Here is a 23584-nt window from a genome sequence, read left to right as displayed (position 1 = left end):
ATTGATGATTAGCCGATGCGGCCATGGCTGGACTGTCACTATAGCCGCCACTCTTGACATAAGGGTGTTCACGCCCTTGTGATGGCTAATGGTCAGTAGCCAAGGTCGGGAGTAAGCGTGGCCATCGGGTTCGAGATCGACAAGAGGGTCGCCGACATAGCGCGGCGCACCACCGACTTCGTACGGGATGTGGTCGTGCCCGAGGAGGAGGCGTGTGACGGCAACGTGCATTCCGGGCCGGAGCCGCTGCGCCGACGGCTTCAGGACGCGGCCCGTGGGGCGGGGGTCTTCGCTCCGCACGTCACCGCCGAGTGGGGCGGTCTGGGACTGGACCTGTGCGGGCAGGCGGTGGTGTTCGAGGCGGCGGGCTACTCGCTGCTCGGGCCGCTCGCCCTGAACTGCGCGGCACCCGACGAGGGCAACATGCATCTGCTCGAAAGGGTGGCCACCGAGGAGCAGAAGGAACGTCTGCTGCGTCCGCTCGCCTCCGGTGAGGTGCGTTCCTGCTTCGCGATGACCGAGCCCGCGCCGGGCGCCGGATCCGATCCGCGGGCCCTCGCCACGACCGCGACAAGGATCGAGGGCGGCTGGCGGATCGACGGCCGCAAGTGGTTCATCAGCGGCGCGGACGGGGCCACGTTCGCCATCTGCATGGCCCGCACCAGCGGAGGCCCCGGGGACCCGGGCGGCGCGACCATGTTCCTCGTCGACGCGGACAACCCGGGCATGAAGATCGTCCGGAACATCGACACCCTGGACCAGGGCCTGTTCGGCGGGCACAGCGAGGTCGTCTTCGCGGACTGCGAGGTCGACGACGGCGCCGTGCTGGGCGAGGTCGACGAGGGCTTCAGGTACGCACAGGTGCGCCTGGGACCCGCGCGGATGACCCACTGCATGCGCTGGCTCGGGGTGGCACGGCGGGCCCAGGACATCGCGCTGGAGCGCGCGGCCGGGCGTTCCGCCTTCGGCCGGCCACTGGCCGAACTCGGCATGGTGCAGCAGATGCTGGCCGACTCCGAGATCGACATCGAGACCGGCCGGGCGGTGCTGTGGCGCGCCTGCTGGGAGCTGGACCAGGGCCGTGGCGCGGCGCAGCACACCTCGATCGCCAAGACGTACGTCTCCGAGGCGGTGGGCCGGGTGGTCGACCGGGCCGTGCAGGTGTGCGGCGCGCTCGGCATCTCCGGCGACGCCCCGCTGTCGCGGCTGTACCGGGAGGTGCGCCCCTTCCGTATCTACGACGGTCCCTCCGAGACCCACCGCTGGGCCATCGCCAAGCGCGCGGTCCGGGCGGCGCGGGAGCGGGCGGTCGCGCAGTGACCGCGTCACAGGCGGGGGTGGTCGGCGTGGACGTGCCCGCGCTGCAGCGCTACTTCGCCCGCCGGGTACCGGAGTGCGAAGGGCCGTTGCGGGTGCGGCTGTTGCAGGGCGGGCGCTCCAATCTCACCTACGAGGTGACCGACGGGACGCACCGCTGGGTGCTGCGCAGGCCGCCACTGGGGGTGCTGACGCCCACCGCGCACGACATGGACCGCGAGTTCCGCGTCGTCGCCGCCCTCGGTGGCACCGGCGTACCGGTCGCGCGTGCGGTGCTGTCCTGCACTGATGCGGAGGTCATCGGGGCGCCGTTCAGCGTCGTCGAGTTCGTGGAGGGCGTGGTGCTGCGCGACGGCGACCAGGCCGCCGCCCTGCCCGGCGCCGACGCGCGCCGTGCCGCCGACGCTCTCGTGGACGCCCTGGTGGTGCTGCACTCGGTGGACGCCCACGACGTCGGGCTCGGCGGGTTCGGCCGGCCCAAGGGCTATCTGGAGCGTCAGGTGCGGCGGTGGCGAGGGCAGTGGGACAAGGTCGCCACGCGTCCGCTGCACGACCTCGACGAGCTGTACGGCCGCCTGGTCCGCTCCCTGCCGGCGAGCGGCGCCCCGGCCATCGTGCACGGCGACTACCGCCTGGACAACACCCTTGTGGCGGTAGGTGACTTCGGGCGGATCGCGGCGATCGTCGACTGGGAGATGGCCACACTCGGTGATCCCCTCGCCGACCTCGGGATGCTGCTCATGTACTGGGATCCGGCCTGCGAACCGGTCCTCGGCGCGCGCCACGTCCCGACGGCCAACCCCGGCTTCCCCTCGGGACGCCAACTGGCCGAGCGCTACGCCGAGAAGTCCGGCCGGGACATCCTCGTGCTGCCGTACTACCAGGCACTGGCCTGTTTCAAGCTCGCCGTCATCGCGGAGGGCATCCATGCCCGCTATCTCGCGGGACAGACCGTCGGCACCGGCTTCGAGCAGCTCGGCACCGCTCCTCCCGCGCTGCTGCGCTCGGGACTTGAGCTACTGCCGTGACCCTTGACGCCCCGAACGAAGGAGAGGCCGTGCAACAACGACTGTCCGGACGGATCGCCCTGGTCACCGGCGCCACCGGCGGCATCGGCGAGGCCGTCTCGCGGCGACTGGCCGCCGAGGGCGCGACCGTGGTGGTGACCGACGTCGACGCCGGCCGCTGCGAGGAGCTGGCCAAGCATCTGACGGCCGACGGGGCGCGAGCCCTCGGCCTTGCGCTGGACGTCAGCGACGAGGAGGCGTGGAGCGGTGCCGTCGACCGGGTGGTGGCCGAACTCGGCGGCCTGTCCGTGCTGGTCAACAACGCGGGCATCGCCGAGATGCGGACCGTGGAGACGGAGACGCGGGAGTCCTGGGACAAGGTCATCGCCGTCACCCAGGGCGGTGTCTGGCTCGGCATGAAACACGGCGGGCCCGCGATCGAGCGCTCCGGCGGCGGCTCGGTCGTCAACATCGCGTCGATCTTCGGTACCGTCGGCGGATTCGGCAGCCAGTTCTCGTACCACGCGGCCAAAGGCGCCGTACGGCTGATGACGAAGAACGCGGCACTGCACTGGGCCACGCGCGGTGTCCGCGTCAACTCCGTCCATCCCGGCTTCATCGAGACACCGCTGTCGCGCGAGCTGTGGCGGGGCACTCCTCGGCACGCGGCGATGGTCGAGGGCACCCCCATGGGGCGGCTCGGCAGGCCGCAGGAGGTCGCGGGGGCGGTGGCGTTCCTCGCTTCCGAGGACGCGAGCTTCGTCACCGGCTCCGAGCTGTACGTGGACGGCGGTTGGACGGCGCGCTGACAAGGCCGGAGGGGCGCGGCCGTCGCCGCGCCCCTCCGGCCTTTCCCGTGGTGGTGTCAGCGCACCCGCGTGTACCGGTTCACCCCGTCCGCGAACGCCACCGTGGCCCGTCCGCGCAGGACGAGGACGTCCAGGTGCGCGGCCGTCTCGTTGACCGCGAGCATCTGGTTGAACGCGCTCAGCTCGGCGAAGGGCACTTCGCGCCGCGTCCAGCCCAGCCCGCGGGCCACGGCGTGCGCGTCGAGGGTGCTCTCGCCGAGTTCCGCAAGGGACTTGGCCAGCCGGTCGTCGTGGTGCGTGAGCAGCTCGGCCACGCGGGTGTGGGCGCTGTCGGCGACCGGCCCGTGCGCGGGCAGCAGCCGGGTGTCGGCGTACCGGGTCATCAGCCGCAGCGAGTCCAGGTAGTCGGCGAGCGGGCGGCCGCCCGGTTCGGCCAGTTCGAAGCCGATGGACGGCGTGATGTGCGGCAGGACGTGGTCCCCGGAGAACAGCAGACCGCGCTGTTCGTCGAGGTAGACCACATGTCCCTTGGTGTGTCCGGGAGTTGGTACGACGCGCAGCTCGTGCTCGCCGAAGCGGAGGGTCTCCGCGCCGAGCCAGTGGTCGGGAGCCTCCCACACGCTCGGGTCGTAGCCGCCGTGGTCCATCGCCTGGATGCGGTCGGCGAGTTCGACGGCACCCGCCCGGCGCAGCGTTTGCAGGGAGCCGGCGGGTTCGTCGCTGCGCAGCCGGTCGAGCATCTCCAGGCCCGGCCGCTCGCCCGCGCCCAGGTACACGCGCGAGCCCAGCAGCCGTCGTAGCTCCACGGCGTTCGTGTAGTGGTCGCGGTGGATGTGGGTGACCAGGATGTGGCTGATGTCGCCGAGGTCGCGGCCGATGGCGGCCAGCGCCTCCTCCAGCGCCTTGCGGGCCTCGGGGATCGCCCAGCCGCCGTCGATCATGACGATGCCGTCGTCGTCGGCGAGGTTCTCCAGCAGATAGACGTTGACGGCGTGCAGCCCGTCGTTGGGCAGGGGCAGGGGGACGCGGTGCACTCCGGGCTGGACGGTCTGGACTCCGGCTTGGGCCCAAGGGCCCTGATCGAACCGCGCTGTCATGACTCTCCCTTGCTCTGGTGTACTGCTGTGGATCGGTGCGCCCCGGGTCAGGCCGCCGGGTCGGGTGCCCGCCCGCGCAGCCGGTGCGCCAGTGCGCGGGCACCGGAACGGTCGAGCTTGCCGACCTTGGTCTGGGGCAACTCCTCGACGGCGTACACGAATTCGGGCCACTTGGCCTTGGCGAGGCCGACGCCCTCCAGGTGTCCGGTGACCTCCGCCAGGTCGATGCCGCCGCCGTCCTCGGTGACGACGAGCAGTGCCACCCGTTCGCCCAGCACCTCGTCGGGGACGGCCGCGACGCAGGCCTGGGACACACGCGGGTAGCCGGCCACCGCCCGCTCGATCTCGGTGATGTCGATGTTGCGGCCGCCGCGGATGATGATGTCCTTCTCGCGGCCCATGATGCTGACGGTGCCGTCCTCATGGGTCAACAGCAGGTCACCGGTGGGGAAGTAGCCGTCCGCGGTCAGCTCCGGTGCTTCGACCGCGCCGTCGCGGGCGTAGCCCAGGAAGAGCGAGGGACCCCGTACCTGCGCCGGTCCGGTGACCCCCGCTCCGGCCTCGGAGCCGTCGGGCGTGAGGGCCCGCAGGTCCGTACCGGGGAAGGGGCGGCCGTCCCTGCCCAGCCGGATCTCCTCGGGGTCGTCGGGCCTGGGCGAGGTGTGGCCCAGGCACTCGGACATGCCGAACACGCGGAGGATCTTCGTGCCGAGGGACTGTTCGGCGCGGGCGAGGGCACCGCGGTCCATGGGTCCGCCGCCCACGGTGATGGCGCGGACTCCGGCGAGCATGCCCGAGCCGGCCGCCTCGGCGCCCATCTGCAGCGCCATCGTCGGGACGCACATCGTCCAGCGGGCCCGGGTCTCGGCCATCCGCCGCAGCGCCACGGCCCGGTCCCATTTCGCCGTCAGCACGAGCGGGCCGCCCAGCAGCAGGGAGAGATGGACGCCGAAGCAGTAGGCGGCCGTCGACGAGAGCGGCACGATCGCGGCCACCGCGTCGCCGCGGGCCAGGCCGTTGATGTCGATGGTGCTCCGGCCGGCGTAGCGCAGGGCCTCCTCGGACTGCACCACGCCCTTGGGCCGCCCGGTCGAGCCGGAGGTCAGTCCGATGAGGACGCCACCCGACCAGCGGGCCACGTCACGCTGCTCGGGTGCGGCCTGGCAGGTCCAGCCGTCGAGCACGGCGGCTGTCCGGCCCGGCAACAGCTCGGGCACTGCCCATTCGTCCCGCGCCGACGGCTCGGCGACGACGACGTCCGGCCGGATGTCCTCGAAGGCCGCGGCGAACTCGGCGCATGTGGTGTGCCGGTTGACGACTGCGAGGACACCGCCGCCGAGGCCGACGGCGAGGCTGGCGGCGACGGTCCGCCATGAGTTGTCGGCCTGGAGCATGACGGTGCCGCCGGCCCCGCGCGGGAACATCGCCTCGGCCAGCCGGGCCGCCTCGGCGAGCAGTTCACGCGCGGTGTGGCTGCCGGTGTCGTCCACGACGGCCACGAAGTCCGCCTGCTCGGCCCTTCGCTGGAACTCCCGAACTACCTGTCGCATACATCTTCCTCGCTACGCTGTGCCGGACGCCGTGATGAACCCTGCTTCTCGCATGCTGTGCCGTTGCCGGACGGCCCCCGGACGGGCCCTCTCAGGCGGTGAACATCTCCGCCTCATGGCCCATCACCGCGATGCGGCGGCCCTTCATGTCTCCCACCTGTGCCACGGCCGCCGCCCACTCCGGGCTCGCCAGGGCCTTCTTCAGATCCTCCGGGGAGTCGAAGCCGAGCACGGAGATCCCGTCCCAGCCCTCGGACCTCGGCTCCATCGCCCGGTCGATCTCCGTGTGCCGCCAGGCGCGCAGGCCGGGCAGGCGGTAGGTCAGTTCGGCGTGGTCGCCGCGCCACCAGTCGATGAACCGCTCGTGCGTCCACTCCGGGGGCCGTGCTGCCAGCAGGACGAGGTTGTACATGCTGTTCTCCGTACGTGTTCAGTTGAAGCGGATCTGGGACGAGCGGCCGATCAGCAGACGCTGCAGCCTGCCCGCCGCGTTCACCCGTCCGGCGGCGACGAAGCTCGCCTCGGGGACACCCGCGCGCCGCACCTCGCCGAGGAAGAGCTCGTCCTGGCCCAGTGTGGTCGCGGACAGCAGATGGTGGGTGCGCGTGCCCCTCTCGCGCTGTTCGAGGTAGCCGACCAGCGCGGCGCGGTCCCCTGCGAAGTCGGTGGCGTTGCCGTCGCCGGTGGAGAACAGGATGGACAGGGTGAAGTCGTCGCCGATCAGGTCCAGGATCCGGTGGGGCTCGTCGCTGTCGAGGATCTCGAACCACGCGGTTAGGAAAGGGGCGGTCGCGGTGGATGTGTCGGTCATCTCGGCTCCCTGGTTCGGAAGGTCTGCTGGTCTGTGTCAGTGCGCCGCGGGGACGGGCGTACGTCGTCGGGTCCGGGCCGCGGCCAGGCGGCCCGCGCGCCTGCCCGAGACGACCGCGAGGCACAGTCCGCCGCCGTATCCCTCGTGGTAGGCGTCGCCCATGTCGGCGCCCGCCGCGTACAGGCCCCGTACCGGCCGGCCGGACGCGTCCACGACCGTGCCTTCGGCGGCGACCTCGATGCCGCCGAAGGTCGAGGCGCCTTCCGCCGCCGCCGTCGCGGCCGCGCTCAGTCCGGCGAGGCCTGCGCCGAGGACGACGACGTCCACCTGCGTCTGTGCCGTCATGGCTCAGTCCTGCCGGTCGATGAGGTCGTAGGTCGTGGTGAAGTACGACTGGTAGCGGGCCATCCGCCCGTCGGGGGTGACCACGGCGGCCGACAGGAAGGACCCGATGGTCTTGCCGGACTCGGTCACCACCCCGTACACGGTCTCCAGGTCACCGTCACTGCTGCGGCGGAGGATCTCGTGGGCCCGCTCGACCGCGTTGCGGCCCGCGATGTAGGCGGCGAAATCGTCCTTGGAGCGCCCGGTGGCCTCTCCCGTCGGCAGGACGATGAGGAAGCGGAAGTCCGGCACGAGCAGTTCGAGTGCCTGCTCGGGACGGCCGCTGTCCATCCGTGCCATGTAGGCGCGCAGCACGCTGGTCATTGAGGTTCCTCTCGCTGGTGCGGATGGCGGGTCAGTCTCTGGTGGGCGGAGTGAAGAAGTCCCCCTGTGACTCCCAGCGGCCGTTCCTGACGACGACCTTCTGTACGTCGCGGGTGCCGTTGTGGCTGTCCGCGGAGAAGTTGAGGACCGGTCCGACACCGGTGTCGACCGCCTTGGCCCTGGCGTAGGCGGCGGTCAGCGACTGCGAGGTGACCGGCCCGTCGATGGTCTTGGCGATCTCCACGAACGCCTTCGCGGCTGCCCAGCCCCACAGGGTGATGAAGTCGGCCGGCTGTCCCCGCTCGTACCGGGCGAGGGCGGCGCGGAACTCCTTGATGGCAGGGTCGTCGTCGTGCGGCGACTTGACCAGCTGCACCGCCCTGACGCCTTCGGCCGCCGAGCCGGCCAGGGTGAGCGTGGACTGTCCCGCCACGGGCGCGTAGCCGTACACCGGCGTGGACAGGTGCTGCAGCTTGGCTTCCTTGAGGTAGGACGCGGCCTCGGCGGAGGCGAGGATCAGGACGACGGCGTCGGGTTTCTCGGCCTTCACCTTGCTGATGACGGGGCTGTAGTCGGTGGTCTGGAACTTGACCGGCAGTCGTTTCACGCGGATCGACGGGTCGGTCCTGTGGGCGGCGGGGGCGATGTCCTTGGCGACGTTCACGAACGCCTTCGGGTCGCTGTGGACGACGAGTACCTTTTTCGCCCCGTCGCGCGCCACCCACTCGCCGAGTGCGGCGGCCTGGTCCTCGTAGAGGGTCTGCAGTCCGTACAGACCCTCGCGGGGCGGCTCGTACCAGGAGGCGTCACCGCCCAGGGGGTTGAGGACCGGCACCTTCCGCTGCCCGAGTACGAAGGGGAAGGTGGCCTGGGACTGCGCGGTGCCGTTGGCCCCGACGATCGCCACGACGCCGTCCTGGTCCACGAGTCGGCGGGCGACCTGCACGGTCTGCTGCGGATCGAAGGCGTTGTCCTTGACGATCCAGTCGATCTTGCGGCCGTTGATCCCGCCGCGTGCGTTGACCGACTTGAAGTACGCGTCGGCGCCGGCCCGCTCGGGGATGCCGAAGGAGGCCACCGCCCCCGTGAGCGGGAACCAGGCGCCGATCCTGATGACCTTGTCGTCCGCCGACGCCGAGGGGCCGGTGGTGCCGCAGGCGCTCACCACGACGGCGAGCAGGGCTGCGGCGGCGGTGAGCGAGCGTGTCGTGCGTCGTCGCAAGACCCCTCCTCGGATCAACCTGAGTTCAATTCAGTTACGTTCCCGATGTTAATCCCGGGGAAACGCGCCTGGCAATGGCCCGACACGAAACCGATCACCCGACATCGGCCCGGGAACGGCGCGGCCCCCGACGGACATCCGTCGGGGGCCGCGAAAGCCGAGGTCTCCCGGTACGTCAGGTGGCGACCATCCGTACGCAGGCGCCTTCGATCAGCTCGCCGATCTCCGCCAGCGGCGTCGGTCCGGACGGCCGGTACCACCGCCACACGCTGACGATCAGGCCGAGCACGCTCGCGCCGAGCAGCTGTGCGTCCCGCAGCGGGAAGGCACCCTGAGCCATGCCCTTGACCAGCAGGTTCATCCAGTCCCGCTCGACCACCTGGACCAGCTGGCGGGCCGCGACACGCTCCGCCTCCTCGCGCTTGGACCTGCGGGAACCGGACAGCAGGTCCATGTGGTTCTGCAGGATGCGCATCTGCAGGACCTCGTGCGGAGAGACGTCGTACGCCGCGCGGACCGCGGCCCGCAGCGCCTCCACGGGGTCCGCCGCGTCCTTGGTGGCCTCGACGAACCGGTCGTGCGAACGCTCCAGTTCGATCCGCATGATGGTGAGCAGGCAGTGCGTCTTGGACTCGAAGTAGTGATAGAGCGCGGTCTGTCCGATGCCGACCCGCTCGGCCACCGTGGACCACTTGGTGGCCTCGAAGCCCGTCTCGCCGAAACAGTCCACCGCGGCCGCGAGAATGGCGGCGCGCTTGGACCTCGGTCCGGCCTCCGGTTCAACGATCCTCGTCATACTCCCTCTCCATGGCCGTCACTCACCGTGTCCGTACCCGAGGGTAAACCCAAGTTGAACTCAGTTACCAGCCGGATCCGGTCACAGCCGCTCCAGCACGGTCGCGTTGGCCATGCCGCCGCCCTCGCACATCGTCTGCAAACCGTAGCGGCAACCGGTCCTGCGCAGCTGGTGGACGAGCGTGGTCATCAGCCGGGCGCCCGTGGCACCGAGCGGATGGCCGAGCGCGATGGCCCCTCCGAAGGCGTTGACCCGGGCCTGATCGGCACCGATCTCCTTCTGCCAGGCCAGCACGACGGAGGCGAAGGCCTCGTTGATCTCGACCAGGTCGATCTCGTCGACCGACAGGGCCGCCCGGTCGAGGACCTTCTCGGTGGCCGGGATCGGACCGGTCAGCATGTGGACCGGGTCGGAGCCGACCACGGCCATGCTGTGCACGCGGGCCAGCGGGGTCAGGCCGTGCCGGCGTACCGCCTCCTCGGAGGCGATCAGCAGGGCGGCGGCGCCGTCGGAGATCTGGCTGGAGACGGCGGCCGTCAGCCGGCCGTCCTCGGTGAGCGTCTTCAGGCCGGCCATCTTCTCCAGCGTGGTGTCGGCGCGCGGTCCCTCGTCGGCGGTGAGACCGAAGGCGGGAACGATCTCCTCGTCGAAGGCGCCGGCGGCCTGTGCGGCGAGGGCCCGCTGGTGGCTGCTGAGGGCGAACCGCTCCATGTCCTCGCGCGAGACGCCCCACTTCTCGGCGATCAGCTCGGCTCCGCGGAACTGCGAGACCTCCTGCTCCCCGAAGTGCGCACGCCAGCCTCCGCCCGCGTAGGGGCTGCCCATACCGGCCTGTTCGCCGACGAACATGGGACTGGCCATGGGCACCAGGCTCATCACCTCGACGCCGCCGGCGATCACCAGGTCCGCGGCGCCGGATCCGACCGCCTGGGCGGCGAAGTGAACGGCCTGCTGGGAGGAGCCGCACTGCCGGTCGATGGTGGTGCCGGGCACGTGCTGCGGCAGCCCGGCGGACAGCCAGGCCGTGCGGGCGATATTTCCCGTCTGGGCGCCGATCTGGCTGACACAGCCGAAGTACACGTCGTCGATGCTGCCGGGATCGGCTCCGGTGCGTTCGAGCAGGGCGTGCAGGACGTGCGCGCCGAGGTCGGCGGGGTGCACGCCGCTGAGTGTGCCCTTGCGGCGGCCTACCGGCGTGCGGACGGCGCCGACGACGAATGCTTGCGACACGGGATCTCCCTGGGGTCCGGGGTTACGTGAAGGGGGTGGGTGCGAACAGGGGCGCCCGCTTGGCCAGGAAGGCGGCCACGCCCTCGCGGCCCGCCTCGGAAACGGCGGCCGCGGCGAGCGCACGGGCCTCGCGGTCCAGCTGCGAGGAGAGGTCCGAGGTGAGGGCGGCGGCGACGAGCCTGCGGGTGGCGCCGAAGGCGGCGGTCGGGCCCTGGCACAGGGTCCCGGCCGTGCGCGCGGCCTCCGCGGCCAGTTGGTCGGCGGCGACGACCCGGCTGACCAGTCCGAGCGCGGCGGCCTCCGCCGCGGGCACCCTGCGGTTCGTCAACAGCAGGTCGAGGGCCTGCTTGGGGCCGATGAGGCGGGGCAGCGACCAGCTCACTCCGGCGTCCGGCGAGTATCCGATGCCGGTGTAGGCGGCGGTGAACGAGGCGTTGTCGGCGGCGAGGGTGATGTCGGCGGCCGCGGCCAGGCCGATGCCGGCACCCGCGACCGCTCCCTGTACGGCGGCCACCAGGGGCGCGTCGATCGCGGCGAAGGTGCGCAGGGCGTCGTGCAGGGCGTCGGTGACCGCGATCAGGTGCTTCTCCAGGGCCTCGCCGGAGAGCCGGGAGAACTCCCTGAGGTCGCCGCCGACGCAGAAGGACCTGCCCTCACCGGTGAGCAGCACGGCCCGTACGGCGTCGCGTTCGCAGGCTCGTGCCACGTCGAGGAGTCCGTGTGCGGTCTCCAGGTCGATGGCGTTGCCCGCGGCGGGGCGGCGCAGGGTGACACGGGCGAGGCCGTCGTACCGGATGTCGAGGGTCACAGTCATCGCGCGGTCCATCCGCCGTCGACGGTGAGGACCTGCCCGGTGCAGTACGAGGAGGCATCCGAGGCCAAAAACAGCAGGGCGCCGTCGAGTTCGTGACCGTCGCCGCCGCGCTGCAGCAGGGTGTTGCGTTCCACCCAGCGGCTGGAGCGCTCGTCGCCGAAGAGGTCCGCGGTCATCTCGGTGCGGAACCAGCCCGGGGCGAGAGCGTTGACGCGGATGCCGTCACGGCCCCACTGTCCGGCCAGCTCACGGGTCAGGCCGATCAGTCCGGCCTTGGACGCCGAGTAGCTCGCGCCGCCGAGGGGTGCGGCCGAGACCAGGCCGAGGATGGAGGCGACGTTGATGATGCTCCTGGCGCCGGCCGGGGCCGGCGCCTCGGCGGTGAGCCTCGCCAGGTGGAAGGGGGCGGTGAGGTTCACGTCCAGCACCCCGGCGAAGGCGTCCGGGGACTCGTCCGCCGCACGCGTCTCGCCCGGGCTGGCCGCGTTGTTGACCAGCACGTCGATCCGGCCGGTGGTGCTCAGCGCCGTCTCGGCCAGTCGCGTCCGGTCGGCCTCCAGCGAGACGTCGCAGGCCACCGGGTGGATGCGGGCGTCGGTGTCGGCGAGTTCCTTGAGGCGGTCGATGCGGCGTGCGGCGGCGAAGACGGTGGCGCCGGCCTGTGCGAGGACCACGGCGAAACGGGCGCCGAGCCCGGCGGAGGCCCCGGTGACGATCGCCGTCCTGCCCTCCAGCGAGAAGAGTCCGGCAGCGGGGCGGGGCGCGGTCATTCGTCCACCCCGATGGGCAGGGCGGTCGCTCCGCCGTCGAGGACCAGAGTCTGGCCCGTCATCCAGGAGGAGGCGTCGCAGGCGAGGAACAGTGCCGCGGCGGCGACGTCCTCGACCGTGCCCAGGCGCCGCATCGGCAGCTTGGCGGTGAGGACGGGTTCGCGGACCTCCCACACGGCACGCGCCAGTTCGGTCTTGATCAGCCCGGGGGCTATCGCGTTCACCCGTGCCCGCGGCCCGAGTTCGTAGGCGAGCTGCCGGGTCATGTGGAGCATGGCGGCCTTGGTCGCGTTGTAGTAACCGATGTGCGGGTCGACGATCAGGCCGCCCACGGACGCGATGTTGACGACCGCTCCCCCGTGTTCGGCCATCCAGGCGCGCCAGGCGCAGCGGGTCCAGGCGATCATCCCGTACTGGTTGACCCGTACGGTCTTCTCCGCACGCGGCAGGTCCAGGTCGAGCAGGTCTCCGTGGTAAGGGTTGGTCGCCGCGTTGTTCACGAGGATGTCGACCCGCCCGAAGCGGGACATGGTCTCCTCGACGCAGGCCTCGGCCTGGTCGGGTTCGCCGGCGTTGGCGACGACCGTGTGCAGGTCTCCGTCGCCCTTGACCCGCAGCAACTGCTCGCGCGCTTCGGCGAGTCCGGCCGCCTTGCGGGCGGCGATGACCACGTGCGCGCCGGCCGTCCGGTAGGCGGTGGCGATGCCCAGGCCGATGCCACGGGATCCGCCGGTGATGACGGCCACCCTGCCGTCGAGGGAGTTGGCGCTCACGCTGCCCCTGCCTTCGTGTCGGACTTCTTCTTGTACGGGGCGAGTTCCTGGCGGGCCACGGTGCGCAGATGCACCTCGTCGGGGCCGTCGGCGATCTTCAATGCCCTGGTGATGGAGTACAGCCGGGCCAGTACGGTGTCGTCGCTGACGCCTGCCGCGCCGTGCGTCTGGACGGCGCGGTCGACGACCTTGTGGGCCACTTCCAGGGCGGCCACCTTGATGGCGGCGACCTCCATCCGGGCGGCGGCGTTGCCGACGGTGTCCATCAGCCAGGCCGACTTCAGGACCAGCAGCCGCAGTTGCTCGATCTCGATGCGGCTGCGGGCGATCCACTCGCGCACCACGCCCCGGTCGGCGAGCGGGCCGCCGAAGGCGACACGTTCGGTGGCGCGCTCGCACATCAACTGCAGGGCACGCTCGGCGAATCCGACCGCTCGCATCGCGTAGTGCATACGGCCCGGCCCGAGCCGTCCCTGGGCGATCGCGAAGCCCTCTCCCTCCCCGCCGAGGATGTTCTCCACCGGCACACGGACGTCCTCGAAGAGCACGTCCCCGTGGCCGAGCCGGTCGGTGTAGCCGAACATCGGCAGGTCGCGCAGGATCGTGATGCCGGGAGTGTCCCGGGGGATGAGGAGCATGCTCTGCTGCCGGTGGGTGGGCGCGTCCGGGTCGGTCTTGCCCATCAGGATGATCAGCCGGCAGTCGGGGTCGAGGATCCCGGAGGTGTACCACTTGCGGCCGTTGACGACGTAGTGGTCGCCGTCGCGGGTGATACGCGTACGGATGTTGCGGGCGTCGGAACTCGCCACCTCAGGCTCCGTCATGGCGAAGCAGGAGCGGATCTCGGCCTCCAACAGGGGTCGCAGCCAGCGCTGTTGCTGTTCGGGGGTGCCGTACAGCGCGAGCAGCTCCATGTTGCCGGTGTCGGGCGCGGAGCAGTTGAACACCTCGGGGCCGATGATGGAGCGGCCCGCCAGCTCCATGAGCGGCGCGTATTCGAGGTTGGTCAGGCCCGCGCCCCAGTCGCCATGTGCCATGAAGAGGTTCCACAGGCCTTTGGCGCGCGCCTTCTCCTTGAGCTGCGTCATCACCGGCGGCAGGGCGTGCGGGTCGTCGGCCCCGGCCAGTTGCCGGTCGTAGACGGCCTCCGCGGGAAAGACGTGCTCCTGCATGAACGACCGCATACGGCCTTGGAGTTCACTCGCCCTCGGCGAGAATCCGAAATCCACGATTGCTCCTTCGGTCAGGCATCAGGCGAGGATGTCGCGCGCCGTGCGGATCATCGCGGCGATGGTGGGCGGCAGTCGCTCCTGGTCCGGGTCGTGATGCTTGCCCTCGCGATGCCGACGCAGGTTGTGGCCCATGATCGCGGCCATCTTCATCCGGCCCAGGGCGCGGAACCAGTCCAGGTCGGGCAGCGCGGGCCCGCCGTCGCCGTACGCGTCGAGGAGTTCGGCCTCGGTGGGCAGTCCGGGCACCGCGCGGCCCAGTCGGGGGAAGTTGCGGTGGTCGGCGAAGAGCAGGAACCAGCCCAGGTCGATACGGGGGTCGCCGACGCTCCAGATCTCCCAGTCGACGACGGCCACCGCGCACTCACCGACGCACAGCACGTTGCCGAGCCGGAAGTCGCCGTGCAGGAGGACGGGCGGGAGGCCGCCGGGCACCTCGTCGGCGAGGCGCTTGAGCAATTCCTCGCCTCCCGGGCGCAGTTCGGCCGGTACGGCGTGCAGGGTGCGGCTCCAGCGTTCCAGCTCACCTGCCGCGTCGAGCGGTTCGGGTGGGTCGAGCCCGGGTGTGCGGATGTCGGTGGCGTGCAGCCGGCGTAGCACGGGGGCGACCGCCAGCATCCGGGCCCGCGCGGTCCGGGGGGACAGCTCCGGCTCGTCGAGCACGGGCTCGACGGCCTCCCCGGCCGCGAACTCCATGGCGAACCACGCCGGTTGGGCCTCGTCGACGGCGGTCACGCACGGCACGGGCACCGCGGAACCGGCGAGCGCGGCCAGCACCCGGGCCTGGCGCAGGACGTCGTTGCGCCCGACGGGCCGCTGTCCTGGGGGTACGGCCTTGACGACGTGCCTCGTGTCCCCGGCCGAGACCGAGTACGTCAGCCCGGAGTGGCCGCCCGGCAGGGTCGTCAACTCCCCCGTGGACGCGCCCAGTCGGTGGCGGACCCGGGCAGCCAGGTCCGACACCTCCGCGGCCGGGCTCATCGGACCGGCTCCCTGGGCAGGCCGAGCACGCGCTCGGCGAGGATGTTGTGCTGGATCTCGTCGGTGCCGCCCGCGATGCTGTAGCCGGGCGCGCCGAGCACGTGCTCCGTCCAGGCGTACGTGCCCCACTCCCCCGTGTCGGCGACGAGGCTCGGGCCGAGCAGCTCCGACACCAGGTCGCTGGTGCGGCGCATGGTCTCGGTGGCGTACAGCTTGCCGACCGAGGCCTCCGCGCCGGGTTCACGTCCGGCGACGAGGGCGCCGGTCACCCGCAGGCCGATGAGCCGCTGCACGAGGGTGCGGAGGTAGAGGTCGGCGGCGCGCTGCCGTTCGGAGCCGGTGAGCGGACGGGGCAGGTGCCTGGCCAGCTCCAGGGCCCGGTCGGCGTTGTCGAGGCCGAGGTTGCCGGAGTCGAGCCGCTCTGCGGCCAGCACACTGAGCGTGACCCGCCAGCCCTCGCCGACCGGTCCGAGCCGGTCGGTGTCCGGCACGACGACACCGTCGAGGTAGACCTCGTTGAAGCTGGCGCCGCCGGTCATCTGCTGGATGGGCCGGACGGTCACACCCGGCGCGTCCATGCGCACCAGGAAGACGGTGATGCCGGCGTGCTTGCGGACATCCGGGTCGGTGCGGCAGACCGCGACGCCCCAGGTGGCGACGCGGGCTCCGGAGGTCCACACCTTGTGGCCGTCCAGCACCCAGTTCTCGCCGTCCCGCACCGCCTTGGTGCGCACCGCGGCGAGGTCGGAGCCCGCCTCTGTCTCCGAGAAGAGCTGGCAGGCCAGTTCGTCGGTGCGCAGCATGGGCCGCAGCCAGCGGCGCTTCTGTTCCTCGGAGCCCCAGATACCGATCGCGGGCGCGACGAGCTGCTGGGTCACCGGGAAGACCTCGGTGCGGTGCGGTACGTCGAAGGCGGCTTCCTCGGCGCGGTAGAGCTGCTCGTAGTAGGCGGGCAGGTCGCGTCCGCCGTATGCGGACGGCCAGTTGAGTGCGCCCCAGCCCTGGTCGTGGCGAGTGCGTTCCCACTGCCGGGTGCGGGCGGTGTGGTCGCGCTCCTGTTGCTCGGTCCAGTTCTCGAACACGGCGACGGAGTCGGAGCCGCTGCCCCACTGTCCGCCGGCGGCGCGCGGCCGGGCGACCGTGGCCAGCCACTGGCGGGCCCGGGCGCGGAACTCCTCGGGTTCCGGGATACCGCTCATGGTTATTTCTCCACCTCCGTTCAGCGGGACAGCACCGTGCAGGCGCTCACGCCCGGGGCGCCGTAGACATGGGTGAACCCGGTCCTGGGTTTGCCGGGGACCTGACGCTCGCCGGCTCTGCCGCGCAGTTGCTGGACGACCTCGTAGACCTGACGCAGTCCCGAGGCTCCGATGGGTTCGCCGTTGGCGATGCAGCCGCCATCGGTGTTGACCGGCAGTGCGCCGCCGATCCCCGTGGCGCCTGAGGCGATCAGACGCTCCTGCTCGCCGTCCTCGCAGAACCCGCACTCGGCCATGTGCATGACCTCGGCGCCGCTCTCGGTGTCCTGCAGCTGGCAGACGTCGACTTCACCGGGTCCGATGCCCGCCTCCTCGAAGGCCGCGGCCGAGGCGTCACGGCTGACACTGGCCGGCTCGCCCGCGGGGATCCAGGGGCTGAAGACCTCGAAGGATCCGAAGCGCCGGGTGCGTACGGCGGCCGAGCGCAGGGTGACCGACGGGCCGTCCAGGGTGCGGGCGACCTCGGGCGAGCAGAGCACCAGTGCGGCCGCTCCGGCGCCCGGGGAGCAGAACATGTAACGGGTCAGGGGGTCGCTGACCATGCCGGAGTCGAGGATCTCGGCGGCGGAGACCGGTGTTCGGCGCCAGGCGTCGGGGGTCAGGCCGCCGTTGCGGTAGGCCTTCTCGGCGACCAGCGCGAGGGTCTGCGGCGTGATGCCGTGATCGTGCATGTAGCGCTGGATCTTCATGCCGAAGAACTGTGTGGTCACCATCAGGCCGTCGCTGCCGTACTCCGTGCCGAGCCCCCAGTCCTCGGGCCGTGGATCGAAGGCGCCGCGCGGGTGTTTGTCGAAGCCGACGGCGAGGACGACGTCCGCCATGCCCGAGCGAATCGCGTTCACGGCGGAGAGCAGCGCGCTGCCGCCGGTCGCGCAGCCGTTCTTGACATTGACGAACGGCAGTCCGGTCAGCCCCAGTTGGGCCACCAGGGTGTCCGCCAGACCGGCGCTGTCGCTGCCGCCGAAGGCCGCCCCCACCCGCGACCAGTCGATGCCGGCGTCGGTGAGCGCGGTGTTCACCGCGCTCACCGCCAGTTGACGGCCGCTCGCCTCGCTGCGGCCGAACGGGGTGCGTCCGGCGCCGCAGACCAGGACGTCGGTGCTCATGAATCCTCCTCCCGGACAGTTGTGGGCCGGGCCCGCGGCACGCCGTCACCGACGCTCACGGTGAGGGGCATGCCGATCCGGACCCGGTCGAGGTCTTCGATGTCGAGCACGGCCGCCACTCGTACGCCCTCGGGCAGTTCGACGTAGCCGAGCGCGAACGGCGCGAAGCCGTCCGCGGGGGCCTGGTACGGCGGGGACTTGGGTGCGTAGCGCTGCACCGTCCAGGTCCAGAGCGTGCCCGCGCCGGACAGGGCCGCCGGGTGGGCCGGCCCTCCGCAGCGCGGACACGCCTCGTCCGCGGGGTAGACCGTCACCGAGCAGCCGGAGCAGTGTGAGCCCTGGAGGCCGTCGTCCGGACTCCGCGGATGGCCGGTCATCCGGATCAGCGCCCCTGCCACTTCGGTTCGCGCTTCTCCAGGAACGCGGAGACACCTTCGTTGGCGTCCTCGGAGTTGAGGGCGACGCCGACGGCCAGGTGTTCCATCACCATCAGCGACTGGGTGTCCGCGTCCAGGCTCCGGTCGATGGTCATCTTGGTGAGCCACATCGTGAAGGGGCTCTTGTCGGTGAGGTCGGAGATGAAGTCCTCGACCGTCGCGTCCAGCTTGTCGGCCGGCGCGGACTTGTTGATCAGGCCGAAGTCCGCGGCCTCGATGCCGGACAGCAGCTTGCCGGTGAGCATCAGCTCCTTGGTCTTGCGGATGCCGATCATGCGCGGCACCCGGTAGATCGGGCCGGCCCCGCCGAACAGCGCACGCCGGATGTGGAAGTCGCCGATCTTGGCGTCGTCCACGGCGATGGCGAAGTCGCAGGAGATCATGATCTCGAAGCCGCCCGCGGTGACATGGCCCTCCAGGACCGCGACCGAGGGGGTCTTCATCGAGTACAGGCGGTCGCACACCTTCGCGGACTTGACCGCGACGTCGATGGCGTTCGACCTGCCCACGTACTCCGCCTTGAGGCTGTCCAGGTCGAAGCCCGAGCAGAACGTGCCGCCGCGGCCGCGAACCACCAGGACCCGCAGCTCGGGGTCCTCGTCGACCTCGGTGATGATCTCGTCGAGCCGGTCCAGGATCGGCACCGTGACGCAGTTCTTCTTCCAGGGTCGGTTGAGCCAGACACGGGCGACATGACCGTCACGCTCGAACTGGATCTCGTCTTCCACTGCCATCTTCGATCCTCCAAACTGAACTGAATTCATTACAGTCTCGGGAGTGGTTGATCCACTGTCAACCCCCGGACCGAGATCGGTTCAATTACGCTCGCGCCGCGGTCGGGCTCCCGAGTCCCCCGGGAAGGTCGACGAGGACCTTGAGCCGCCGCCCCTCGCGGACGTCACGCAGCCCCGCGGCGGTGTCCTTGAGCGGGATGTGGTCGAGCCAGCCGTCCGTCGGGTAGTGCCCGGCGGCCATGTGCTCGACGACCCGCTCGAAGACGCCGTCGGGGTACGCCTCGGCGCCGAGCAGGGCGAGTTCGGCCAGGCGCACCACGGAGGCGTCGATGGCGACCGGCCCCGAGTAGAGGGCCACCATCACGACCGGCGCCTGGGCGGCCACCGACCGGATGGCGGCGTTCAGGGCGTCCGGTCGCCCCGCGCACTCGACGGCGGCGTCCACGCCCCGGCCGCGGGTGCCGGCCATCACCTCCTCGACCACGTCGACCTCGCCGGGGTCCAGCACGCGGGCGCCGTGCCGTTCGGCCGCCGCACGTCGGGACGGCGAGGGCTCGGACACGAACACGTCACGGACGCCGTGCGCCCTGAGCGCGAACAGCGCCCCCATGCCGACCGCGCCGGCGCCTGTCACCAAGGCGCTGCCACCCCTGGGCACATGGGCTCGCTCCACGGCGTTCAGGGCCACGGCCATGGGCTCCACCAGGGCGCCCTGTTCCAGCGAGAGGCCGTCGGGCAGCGGATGGACCGAGTCGGCCGGGGCGAGCACGTACTGGGCGAGTCCGCCGCCGGGCGAGGTCACCCCGATCGCCGCGAGGAACGTGCACAGATGAGGCAGCCCGTCCGTGCAGCGGGGGCACTCCCCGCAGGTGCGGATCGGCCTTACGCAGGCCCGGACGCCCGGTGCGACCCGGTCGACCCCTTCCCCGCAGGCCACCACTGTTCCGGCGAACTCGTGGCCCAGGGTCTGCGGCAGGACCGCACCCGTCAGCGGGTTGGGCTGGTGGGTGGCACGCGGGGTCTCGAAGTACTCGTGCGTGTCGGTGCCGCAGATCCCCGCGTACGCCACGCGGATCTTCACCTCGCCCGGCCCCGGCTCGGGTTCGGGCATCTCCTCGATCCGCAGATCCTTGGCTCCGTACAGCCTGGCGGCCAGCATCGTCCCTCCGGGGTGCCGTTCCGTTTCCGACACTCCGAGATTGCCACCGAACTGAACTGACTTCAATAGACTGCTTGAAAGGTGCACCTACCTCGGTTCAGGATGGAGGGAGCACAGACCGACCCGCATCCGCACCCCGCGCTCCGCACTCCGCCCCCTCCAGCGAAGGACATTCATGACCGACATCTCCCGCTTCGGCGTCATCGGCTGCGGCCTCATGGGCTCCGGCATCGCCGAAGTCGCCGCACTGCACGGACTGGACGTCATCGTCGCCGAGTCGACTCCGCAGCTGGCAGCCGCCGGGCGCAGCCGCGTGGTGGCCTCACTGGACCGCGGCCTGAGGCGCGGCAAACTCACCGAGGCCGAGCGTGATCAGGCCATGGCCCGGCTCCGCTTCACGGACGACCTGGGCGAGCTGGCAGACCGGCAGTTCGTCATCGAGGCCGTCGCCGAGAACCGGGAGGTGAAGGTCGAGGTCTTCCGGCAGTTGGACAAGGTGGTCGACGCCCCGGATGCCGTCCTGGCCACCAACACCTCCTCCATCCCGGTCGTCGATCTCACCGTCGTCACGGGCCGGGCCTCCCAGGTCGTGGGGCTGCACTTCTTCAACCCCGTGCCGGTCCAGAAGCTGGTCGAGGTCATCCCCGCCCTCACCACCAGCCCGGACACCCTGGCCCGCGCCCGCGCCTTCGCGGCCGACCGGCTCGGCAAGGAGGTCGTGCAGGCCCCCGACCGCTCCGGCTTCGTCGTCAACGCGCTCCTGGTGCCGTATCTGCTCGCCGCGATCCGCATGGTGGAATCGGGTGCGGCTCGCCCGGAGGACATCGACCGCGGCATGGAACTGGGCTGCGCCCACCCCATGGGGCCGTTGCGGCTACTGGACCTGATCGGCCTCGACACGGCGCAGGCGGTCGCCGAGTCGATGTACGAGGAGTACAAGGAACCGCTGTACGCCGCTCCCCCGCTGCTGCAGCGGATGGTCGCCGCGGGTCACCTGGGACGTAAGAGCGGTCGCGGTTTCTACACGTACGAGAGCTGAGCAGATCAGATCGGGGTGCCGTCGGTCAGCGACGGTACCGCGCGCGGACGGAGGACCATGAGCGAATCTTCCAAGGCCGCCACCATGGCAAAGGAGAACCGGTCGAGTTCAAGACAGAGTGCGACGTCATCGGGATGGACTCCTTGACGCACCCCCTCCGCCAGCTCGGCGGCGGCTCGTGACTCGGCGGCGCGGCGGAGGAACTCGGCAGCGTCCGTCCCCGCCTCGGTGACTCTCCGAGCGATGTATTGAGCACACGCCAGATCTTCATCAGCCTGTCCGCCCTCGCCCGTGACGACGAACGTGACGCTGTCGCTCTTGTGTGTCCGCAGGAGCCGAGCAGTTGCCTCCGCCACCACGAAGCCGGCACACAGCACCAGCGACGCCTCCCTGACGGCCAGGGCGCCGACCGTCCCTGCCGTCGTCTTCTGCACGACGGTCCGTCCGCCGAGGTCAGCAGACCGCAGCAGGCCCGGCGAGTTGACCATGTCGAACCCGGGCGCGGGCGGACCGTCCTTGAGCGCCACCCAATCCGGGTGGCGAGCCTTCAGCGCCAGAGCTTCGTCCAGCGACCCGGCAAGAACGATCTTTTCCGCCCCCTGGGCAAAGGCCCGGGCAGCCACGGTGAAAGCACGCATGACGTCGACCACGACCGCCACGGACGGGGCTTCGACCACATCAGCGATACCAAGGAAACGAGCGTCCATTGCAGTCATGATCGCGCATGCCCGACCCGAGGCACCCAGAGAGTGATGCACATCGCATCAACGGTCTCGGAGGGCACACCTTCGGCCGGACCCCACGTGCATGGCGGCCAACTGACGCCAGGGGCCGCTGTATTGGCTCCGCGGACACCCACGCACAATGGGGCAGGCAGTACTGCGCCGCACGAGCGCAGAGCCACCGGGGGAGTTGAAGTGCACAAGGTGCATGGCGAGGCCGCTGTCGTTGTACTCCTGGCCGTGGTCGGCTTGGTGATACGTCGGCAACTGCGCACCCGTCCGGTACGGCGCATCGGTTCGCTGATCGCCCCGGGGGGCCTGGGCGTCCTGGGTGTCGCGGGGATCGCGTTGGGCGTCTGGTCAGTCGTCAGGGATCAGTCGCTGACCGCGCTGCCCGTCATCCTCCTGGTGGTGAGCCTGGCCGTCGCGGCGTGCCTCGGCGCTGTCAGGGCGCGGACCGTGCGGGTCTGGCGTGACCCTGAGGGCCGGGTGCTTCGCAAGGGGACAGCGGCCACTACCGGACTGTGGCTGGCCTCGGTGGGCGTACACCTCGGGCTGGGCCTGTGGATTGACCATGCGGCCGGGGCCGGCGTACTGGGGACCGTCTCGCTCTACGCATATCTGGCGATCGGCCTGGGGACGCAAAACCTCCTGGTACGTAGTCGGGCCGCCGCGCTGTGAACTGCGCCTGACGCGGCCGGCCGACCCGCTCCCGGCTGCCAACAGCAGTGCGGGCATGGGCTGCACCCTGCCCGATGCGCAGACGCCGCGAAGCGTGGGCCCCGCCTCTGCGGCGGGCGGCAGGCCCGTCGCAGAAGCGAAACGACGTGGTGAGCGCGCGGCCCGTGTGTGGTGTCACGCGGCGCTTTCGGATCGCAGGCCGGTCAGGTCGGCGAGGCGGGTGCGGTGGTGGTCCGTGGTGCCGAAGAGCACCTCGCTGCTGCGGGCCCGGCGCACGTACAGGTGGGCCGGGTGCTCCCAGGTGAAGCCGATCCCGCCGTGCAGCTGCACGTACTCGGCCGTCGCCAGGTGGAAGGTCTCCGAGCAGACCGCGGCGGCGGCGCTCGCGGCCACCGGCAGCTGCGGCGAGGCCGTGGCCAGGCAGGCGCTCGCGTACGCGGCCGCCGAGCGCGCGGCTTCCAGCGCCACCAGCACGTCGGCCAGGCGGTGCTTGACCGCCTGGAAGGAGCCGATCGGCCGCCCGAACTGCCTGCGCTGCCTGACGAATTCGACGGTGGCATCCAGGGCGTGACCGCTTCCGCCGAGCTGTTCGGCGGCGAGCGCGGCCCGCCCCGCGTCGAGCGTCGTCGCGGTGACCGCACCCGGTTCGCCCACCGGCAGGACCGGTGCTCCGCGGAACTCGACCAGGGCCTGGCGGCGCGTCTCGTCCAGGACGCGGCGCGGTGTGCGTGTACAGGTGTCCGCACTCGGTTCGCACGCGAACAGCCGTGTGCCGTCCGGCGTTTGGGCCCGGACCAGGATCAGGTCCGCGCCGGCTCCGTCGAGCACGAAGTCCGCGGCGCCGCGCAGCACCCAGCCCGTGGCACCGTGTTCCGCGAGGACGCCGGGGCCGGCCGGGACGTCCGTTGCGTCGTCGTGGAATCCGGCCACGGTCGCGGTGAGCGTGCCGTCGGCGATCCGCGGGAGGTGGCGCTCGCAGGCCTGGCGGTCGGCGCTGTGCAGGAGGGCGTGGGCGGCGAGGACGACGGTGGGCAGGAGCGGCGCGCAGCACAGCGCACGGCCCGACTCCTCCAGGGCCACGGCGAGTTCGGCGAAGGTGAATCCCGATCCGCCGTACTGCTCGGGGATCGCCAGGCCGTGCACGCCGATCTCACCCGCCAGCCGGGCCCACACCGTCTCGTCGTGCCCGCGGGGAGAGGCCTGGTGCTTGCGGACCTCCTCGGGGCCGCTCACTTCGGTGAAGAAGTCGCGCAGCACTGTGCGGAGTTCCCGTTGTTCGTCGGTCTCGGACAGCAGCTGGGGATCGATCTCCGGGTGACGGGAGTGCATGGGA

Annotated in this window: 26 protein-coding genes; 5 read left to right on the top strand and 21 right to left on the bottom strand. The window is 71.2% G+C overall.

All coding sequences use genetic code 11. From position 1 onward, the window contains the following. The first annotated feature begins 117 nt into the window (after positions 1-117). From OG870_RS41045 to OG870_RS41035, 3 genes are read left to right on the top strand one after another with little or no spacing between them, the layout of a single operon-like run. The gene (locus OG870_RS41045) at positions 118-1320 is read left to right on the top strand and encodes an acyl-CoA dehydrogenase family protein (protein WP_266592043.1); all 1203 of its coding nucleotides are present in this window, start codon (positions 118-120) and stop codon (positions 1318-1320) included. Continuing rightward, positions 1317-2345: a phosphotransferase family protein gene (locus OG870_RS41040; protein ID WP_266592041.1), complete on the top strand. Its 1029-nt coding sequence runs from the start codon at positions 1317-1319 to the stop codon at positions 2343-2345. The genes OG870_RS41045 and OG870_RS41040 overlap by 4 nt, the downstream gene beginning before the upstream one ends. A 29-nt stretch (positions 2346-2374) precedes the next feature. Further along, positions 2375-3133, top strand: a complete 759-nt coding sequence (locus OG870_RS41035; RefSeq protein ID WP_266592039.1) for an SDR family NAD(P)-dependent oxidoreductase — start codon at positions 2375-2377, stop codon at positions 3131-3133. 56 nt (positions 3134-3189) lie between these two features. On the opposite strand, the gene OG870_RS41030 is transcribed toward OG870_RS41035, so the two are convergent. From OG870_RS41030 to OG870_RS40940, 19 genes are all read right to left on the bottom strand, one after another. Beyond that, positions 3190-4230 carry an MBL fold metallo-hydrolase gene (locus OG870_RS41030; RefSeq protein ID WP_266592037.1) on the bottom strand — a complete coding sequence of 347 codons (1041 nt, stop codon included), beginning with the start codon at positions 4228-4230 and terminating at the stop codon, positions 3190-3192. 47 nt (positions 4231-4277) lie between these two features. Then, on the bottom strand, positions 4278-5780 hold the full coding sequence (locus OG870_RS41025; RefSeq protein ID WP_266592035.1) for a class I adenylate-forming enzyme family protein: 1503 nt from the start codon (positions 5778-5780) through the stop codon (positions 4278-4280). A 91-nt stretch (positions 5781-5871) separates the two neighbouring features. Next, positions 5872-6192, bottom strand: a complete 321-nt coding sequence (locus tag OG870_RS41020) for an EthD family reductase (protein ID WP_266592033.1) — start codon at positions 6190-6192, stop codon at positions 5872-5874. Between the two features lie 18 nt (positions 6193-6210). Continuing rightward, complete coding sequence (locus OG870_RS41015; RefSeq protein WP_266592031.1) at positions 6211-6591, bottom strand: nuclear transport factor 2 family protein; 381 nt, start codon at positions 6589-6591, stop codon at positions 6211-6213. Positions 6592-6627: 36 nt separating this feature from the next. Then, positions 6628-6936: an FAD-binding protein gene (locus OG870_RS41010; protein WP_266592029.1), complete on the bottom strand. Its 309-nt coding sequence runs from the start codon at positions 6934-6936 to the stop codon at positions 6628-6630. A 3-nt stretch (positions 6937-6939) separates the two neighbouring features. Then, on the bottom strand, positions 6940-7299 hold the full coding sequence (locus OG870_RS41005) for a nuclear transport factor 2 family protein (RefSeq protein ID WP_266592027.1): 360 nt from the start codon (positions 7297-7299) through the stop codon (positions 6940-6942). A 31-nt stretch (positions 7300-7330) separates the two neighbouring features. After that, complete coding sequence (locus tag OG870_RS41000) at positions 7331-8521, bottom strand: ABC transporter substrate-binding protein (protein WP_266592025.1); 1191 nt, start codon at positions 8519-8521, stop codon at positions 7331-7333. A gap of 175 nt (positions 8522-8696) precedes the next feature. Next, positions 8697-9317, bottom strand: a complete 621-nt coding sequence (locus tag OG870_RS40995) for a TetR/AcrR family transcriptional regulator (RefSeq protein ID WP_266592023.1) — start codon at positions 9315-9317, stop codon at positions 8697-8699. 81 nt (positions 9318-9398) lie between these two features. After that, the gene (locus OG870_RS40990; RefSeq protein ID WP_266592021.1) at positions 9399-10547 is read right to left on the bottom strand and encodes an acetyl-CoA C-acetyltransferase; all 1149 of its coding nucleotides are present in this window, start codon (positions 10545-10547) and stop codon (positions 9399-9401) included. A gap of 22 nt (positions 10548-10569) precedes the next feature. Further along, positions 10570-11361 (bottom strand): enoyl-CoA hydratase/isomerase family protein, encoded by a 792-nt coding sequence (locus OG870_RS40985; protein WP_266592019.1) that lies wholly within the window; start codon positions 11359-11361, stop codon positions 10570-10572. Then, positions 11358-12131, bottom strand: a complete 774-nt coding sequence (locus OG870_RS40980; protein ID WP_266592017.1) for an SDR family NAD(P)-dependent oxidoreductase — start codon at positions 12129-12131, stop codon at positions 11358-11360. The genes OG870_RS40985 and OG870_RS40980 overlap by 4 nt, the downstream gene beginning before the upstream one ends. Next, positions 12128-12904, bottom strand: a complete 777-nt coding sequence (locus OG870_RS40975) for an SDR family oxidoreductase (RefSeq protein WP_266592015.1) — start codon at positions 12902-12904, stop codon at positions 12128-12130. Before OG870_RS40975 ends, OG870_RS40980 begins: the two co-directional genes overlap by 4 nt. Continuing rightward, entirely contained in the window at positions 12901-14133 is a 1233-nt protein-coding gene (locus tag OG870_RS40970) for an acyl-CoA dehydrogenase family protein (protein WP_266592013.1), read from the bottom strand. Before OG870_RS40970 ends, OG870_RS40975 begins: the two co-directional genes overlap by 4 nt. A 21-nt stretch (positions 14134-14154) precedes the next feature. Next, positions 14155-15114, bottom strand: a complete 960-nt coding sequence (locus OG870_RS40965; protein WP_266592011.1) for a phosphotransferase family protein — start codon at positions 15112-15114, stop codon at positions 14155-14157. After that, the gene (locus OG870_RS40960; RefSeq protein ID WP_266592009.1) at positions 15111-16313 is read right to left on the bottom strand and encodes an acyl-CoA dehydrogenase family protein; all 1203 of its coding nucleotides are present in this window, start codon (positions 16311-16313) and stop codon (positions 15111-15113) included. The genes OG870_RS40965 and OG870_RS40960 overlap by 4 nt, the downstream gene beginning before the upstream one ends. Before the next feature lie 20 nt (positions 16314-16333). Next, positions 16334-17479, bottom strand: coding sequence for a thiolase family protein (locus OG870_RS40955; RefSeq protein ID WP_266592007.1), 1146 nt, complete (start codon positions 17477-17479; stop codon positions 16334-16336). Beyond that, a complete protein-coding gene (locus OG870_RS40950; protein WP_266592005.1) occupies positions 17476-17856 on the bottom strand; it encodes a Zn-ribbon domain-containing OB-fold protein in 381 nt (126 codons plus the stop codon). The genes OG870_RS40955 and OG870_RS40950 overlap by 4 nt, the downstream gene beginning before the upstream one ends. A gap of 5 nt (positions 17857-17861) precedes the next feature. After that, positions 17862-18650, bottom strand: a complete 789-nt coding sequence (locus tag OG870_RS40945) for an enoyl-CoA hydratase/isomerase family protein (RefSeq protein WP_266592003.1) — start codon at positions 18648-18650, stop codon at positions 17862-17864. Positions 18651-18735: 85 nt separating this feature from the next. After that, positions 18736-19809 (bottom strand): alcohol dehydrogenase catalytic domain-containing protein, encoded by a 1074-nt coding sequence (locus OG870_RS40940; RefSeq protein ID WP_266592001.1) that lies wholly within the window; start codon positions 19807-19809, stop codon positions 18736-18738. A gap of 175 nt (positions 19810-19984) precedes the next feature. Here OG870_RS40940 and OG870_RS40935 point away from each other — a divergent pair, with 175 nt between their 5' ends. After that, positions 19985-20848: a 3-hydroxybutyryl-CoA dehydrogenase gene (locus tag OG870_RS40935; protein WP_266591999.1), complete on the top strand. Its 864-nt coding sequence runs from the start codon at positions 19985-19987 to the stop codon at positions 20846-20848. Between the two features lie 5 nt (positions 20849-20853). Here the strand turns inward: OG870_RS40935 and OG870_RS40930 are convergent, their stop codons facing one another. After that, positions 20854-21555: a 2-phosphosulfolactate phosphatase gene (locus tag OG870_RS40930; RefSeq protein WP_323179469.1), complete on the bottom strand. Its 702-nt coding sequence runs from the start codon at positions 21553-21555 to the stop codon at positions 20854-20856. A 210-nt stretch (positions 21556-21765) separates the two neighbouring features. Here OG870_RS40930 and OG870_RS40925 point away from each other — a divergent pair, with 210 nt between their 5' ends. Beyond that, the gene (locus OG870_RS40925; RefSeq protein ID WP_266591995.1) at positions 21766-22251 is read left to right on the top strand and encodes a hypothetical protein; all 486 of its coding nucleotides are present in this window, start codon (positions 21766-21768) and stop codon (positions 22249-22251) included. A gap of 174 nt (positions 22252-22425) precedes the next feature. On the opposite strand, the gene OG870_RS40920 is transcribed toward OG870_RS40925, so the two are convergent. Further along, complete coding sequence (locus OG870_RS40920; RefSeq protein WP_266591993.1) at positions 22426-23580, bottom strand: acyl-CoA dehydrogenase family protein; 1155 nt, start codon at positions 23578-23580, stop codon at positions 22426-22428. Between the last annotated feature and the right edge of the window lie 4 nt (positions 23581-23584).

The organism is Streptomyces sp. NBC_00461 (genome assembly GCF_036013935.1).
GTDB lineage: Bacteria > Actinomycetota > Actinomycetes > Streptomycetales > Streptomycetaceae > Streptomyces.
The sequence above is the reverse complement of the archived record's forward strand: the minus strand, read 5'-3'. Positions and strand labels throughout refer to the sequence as shown.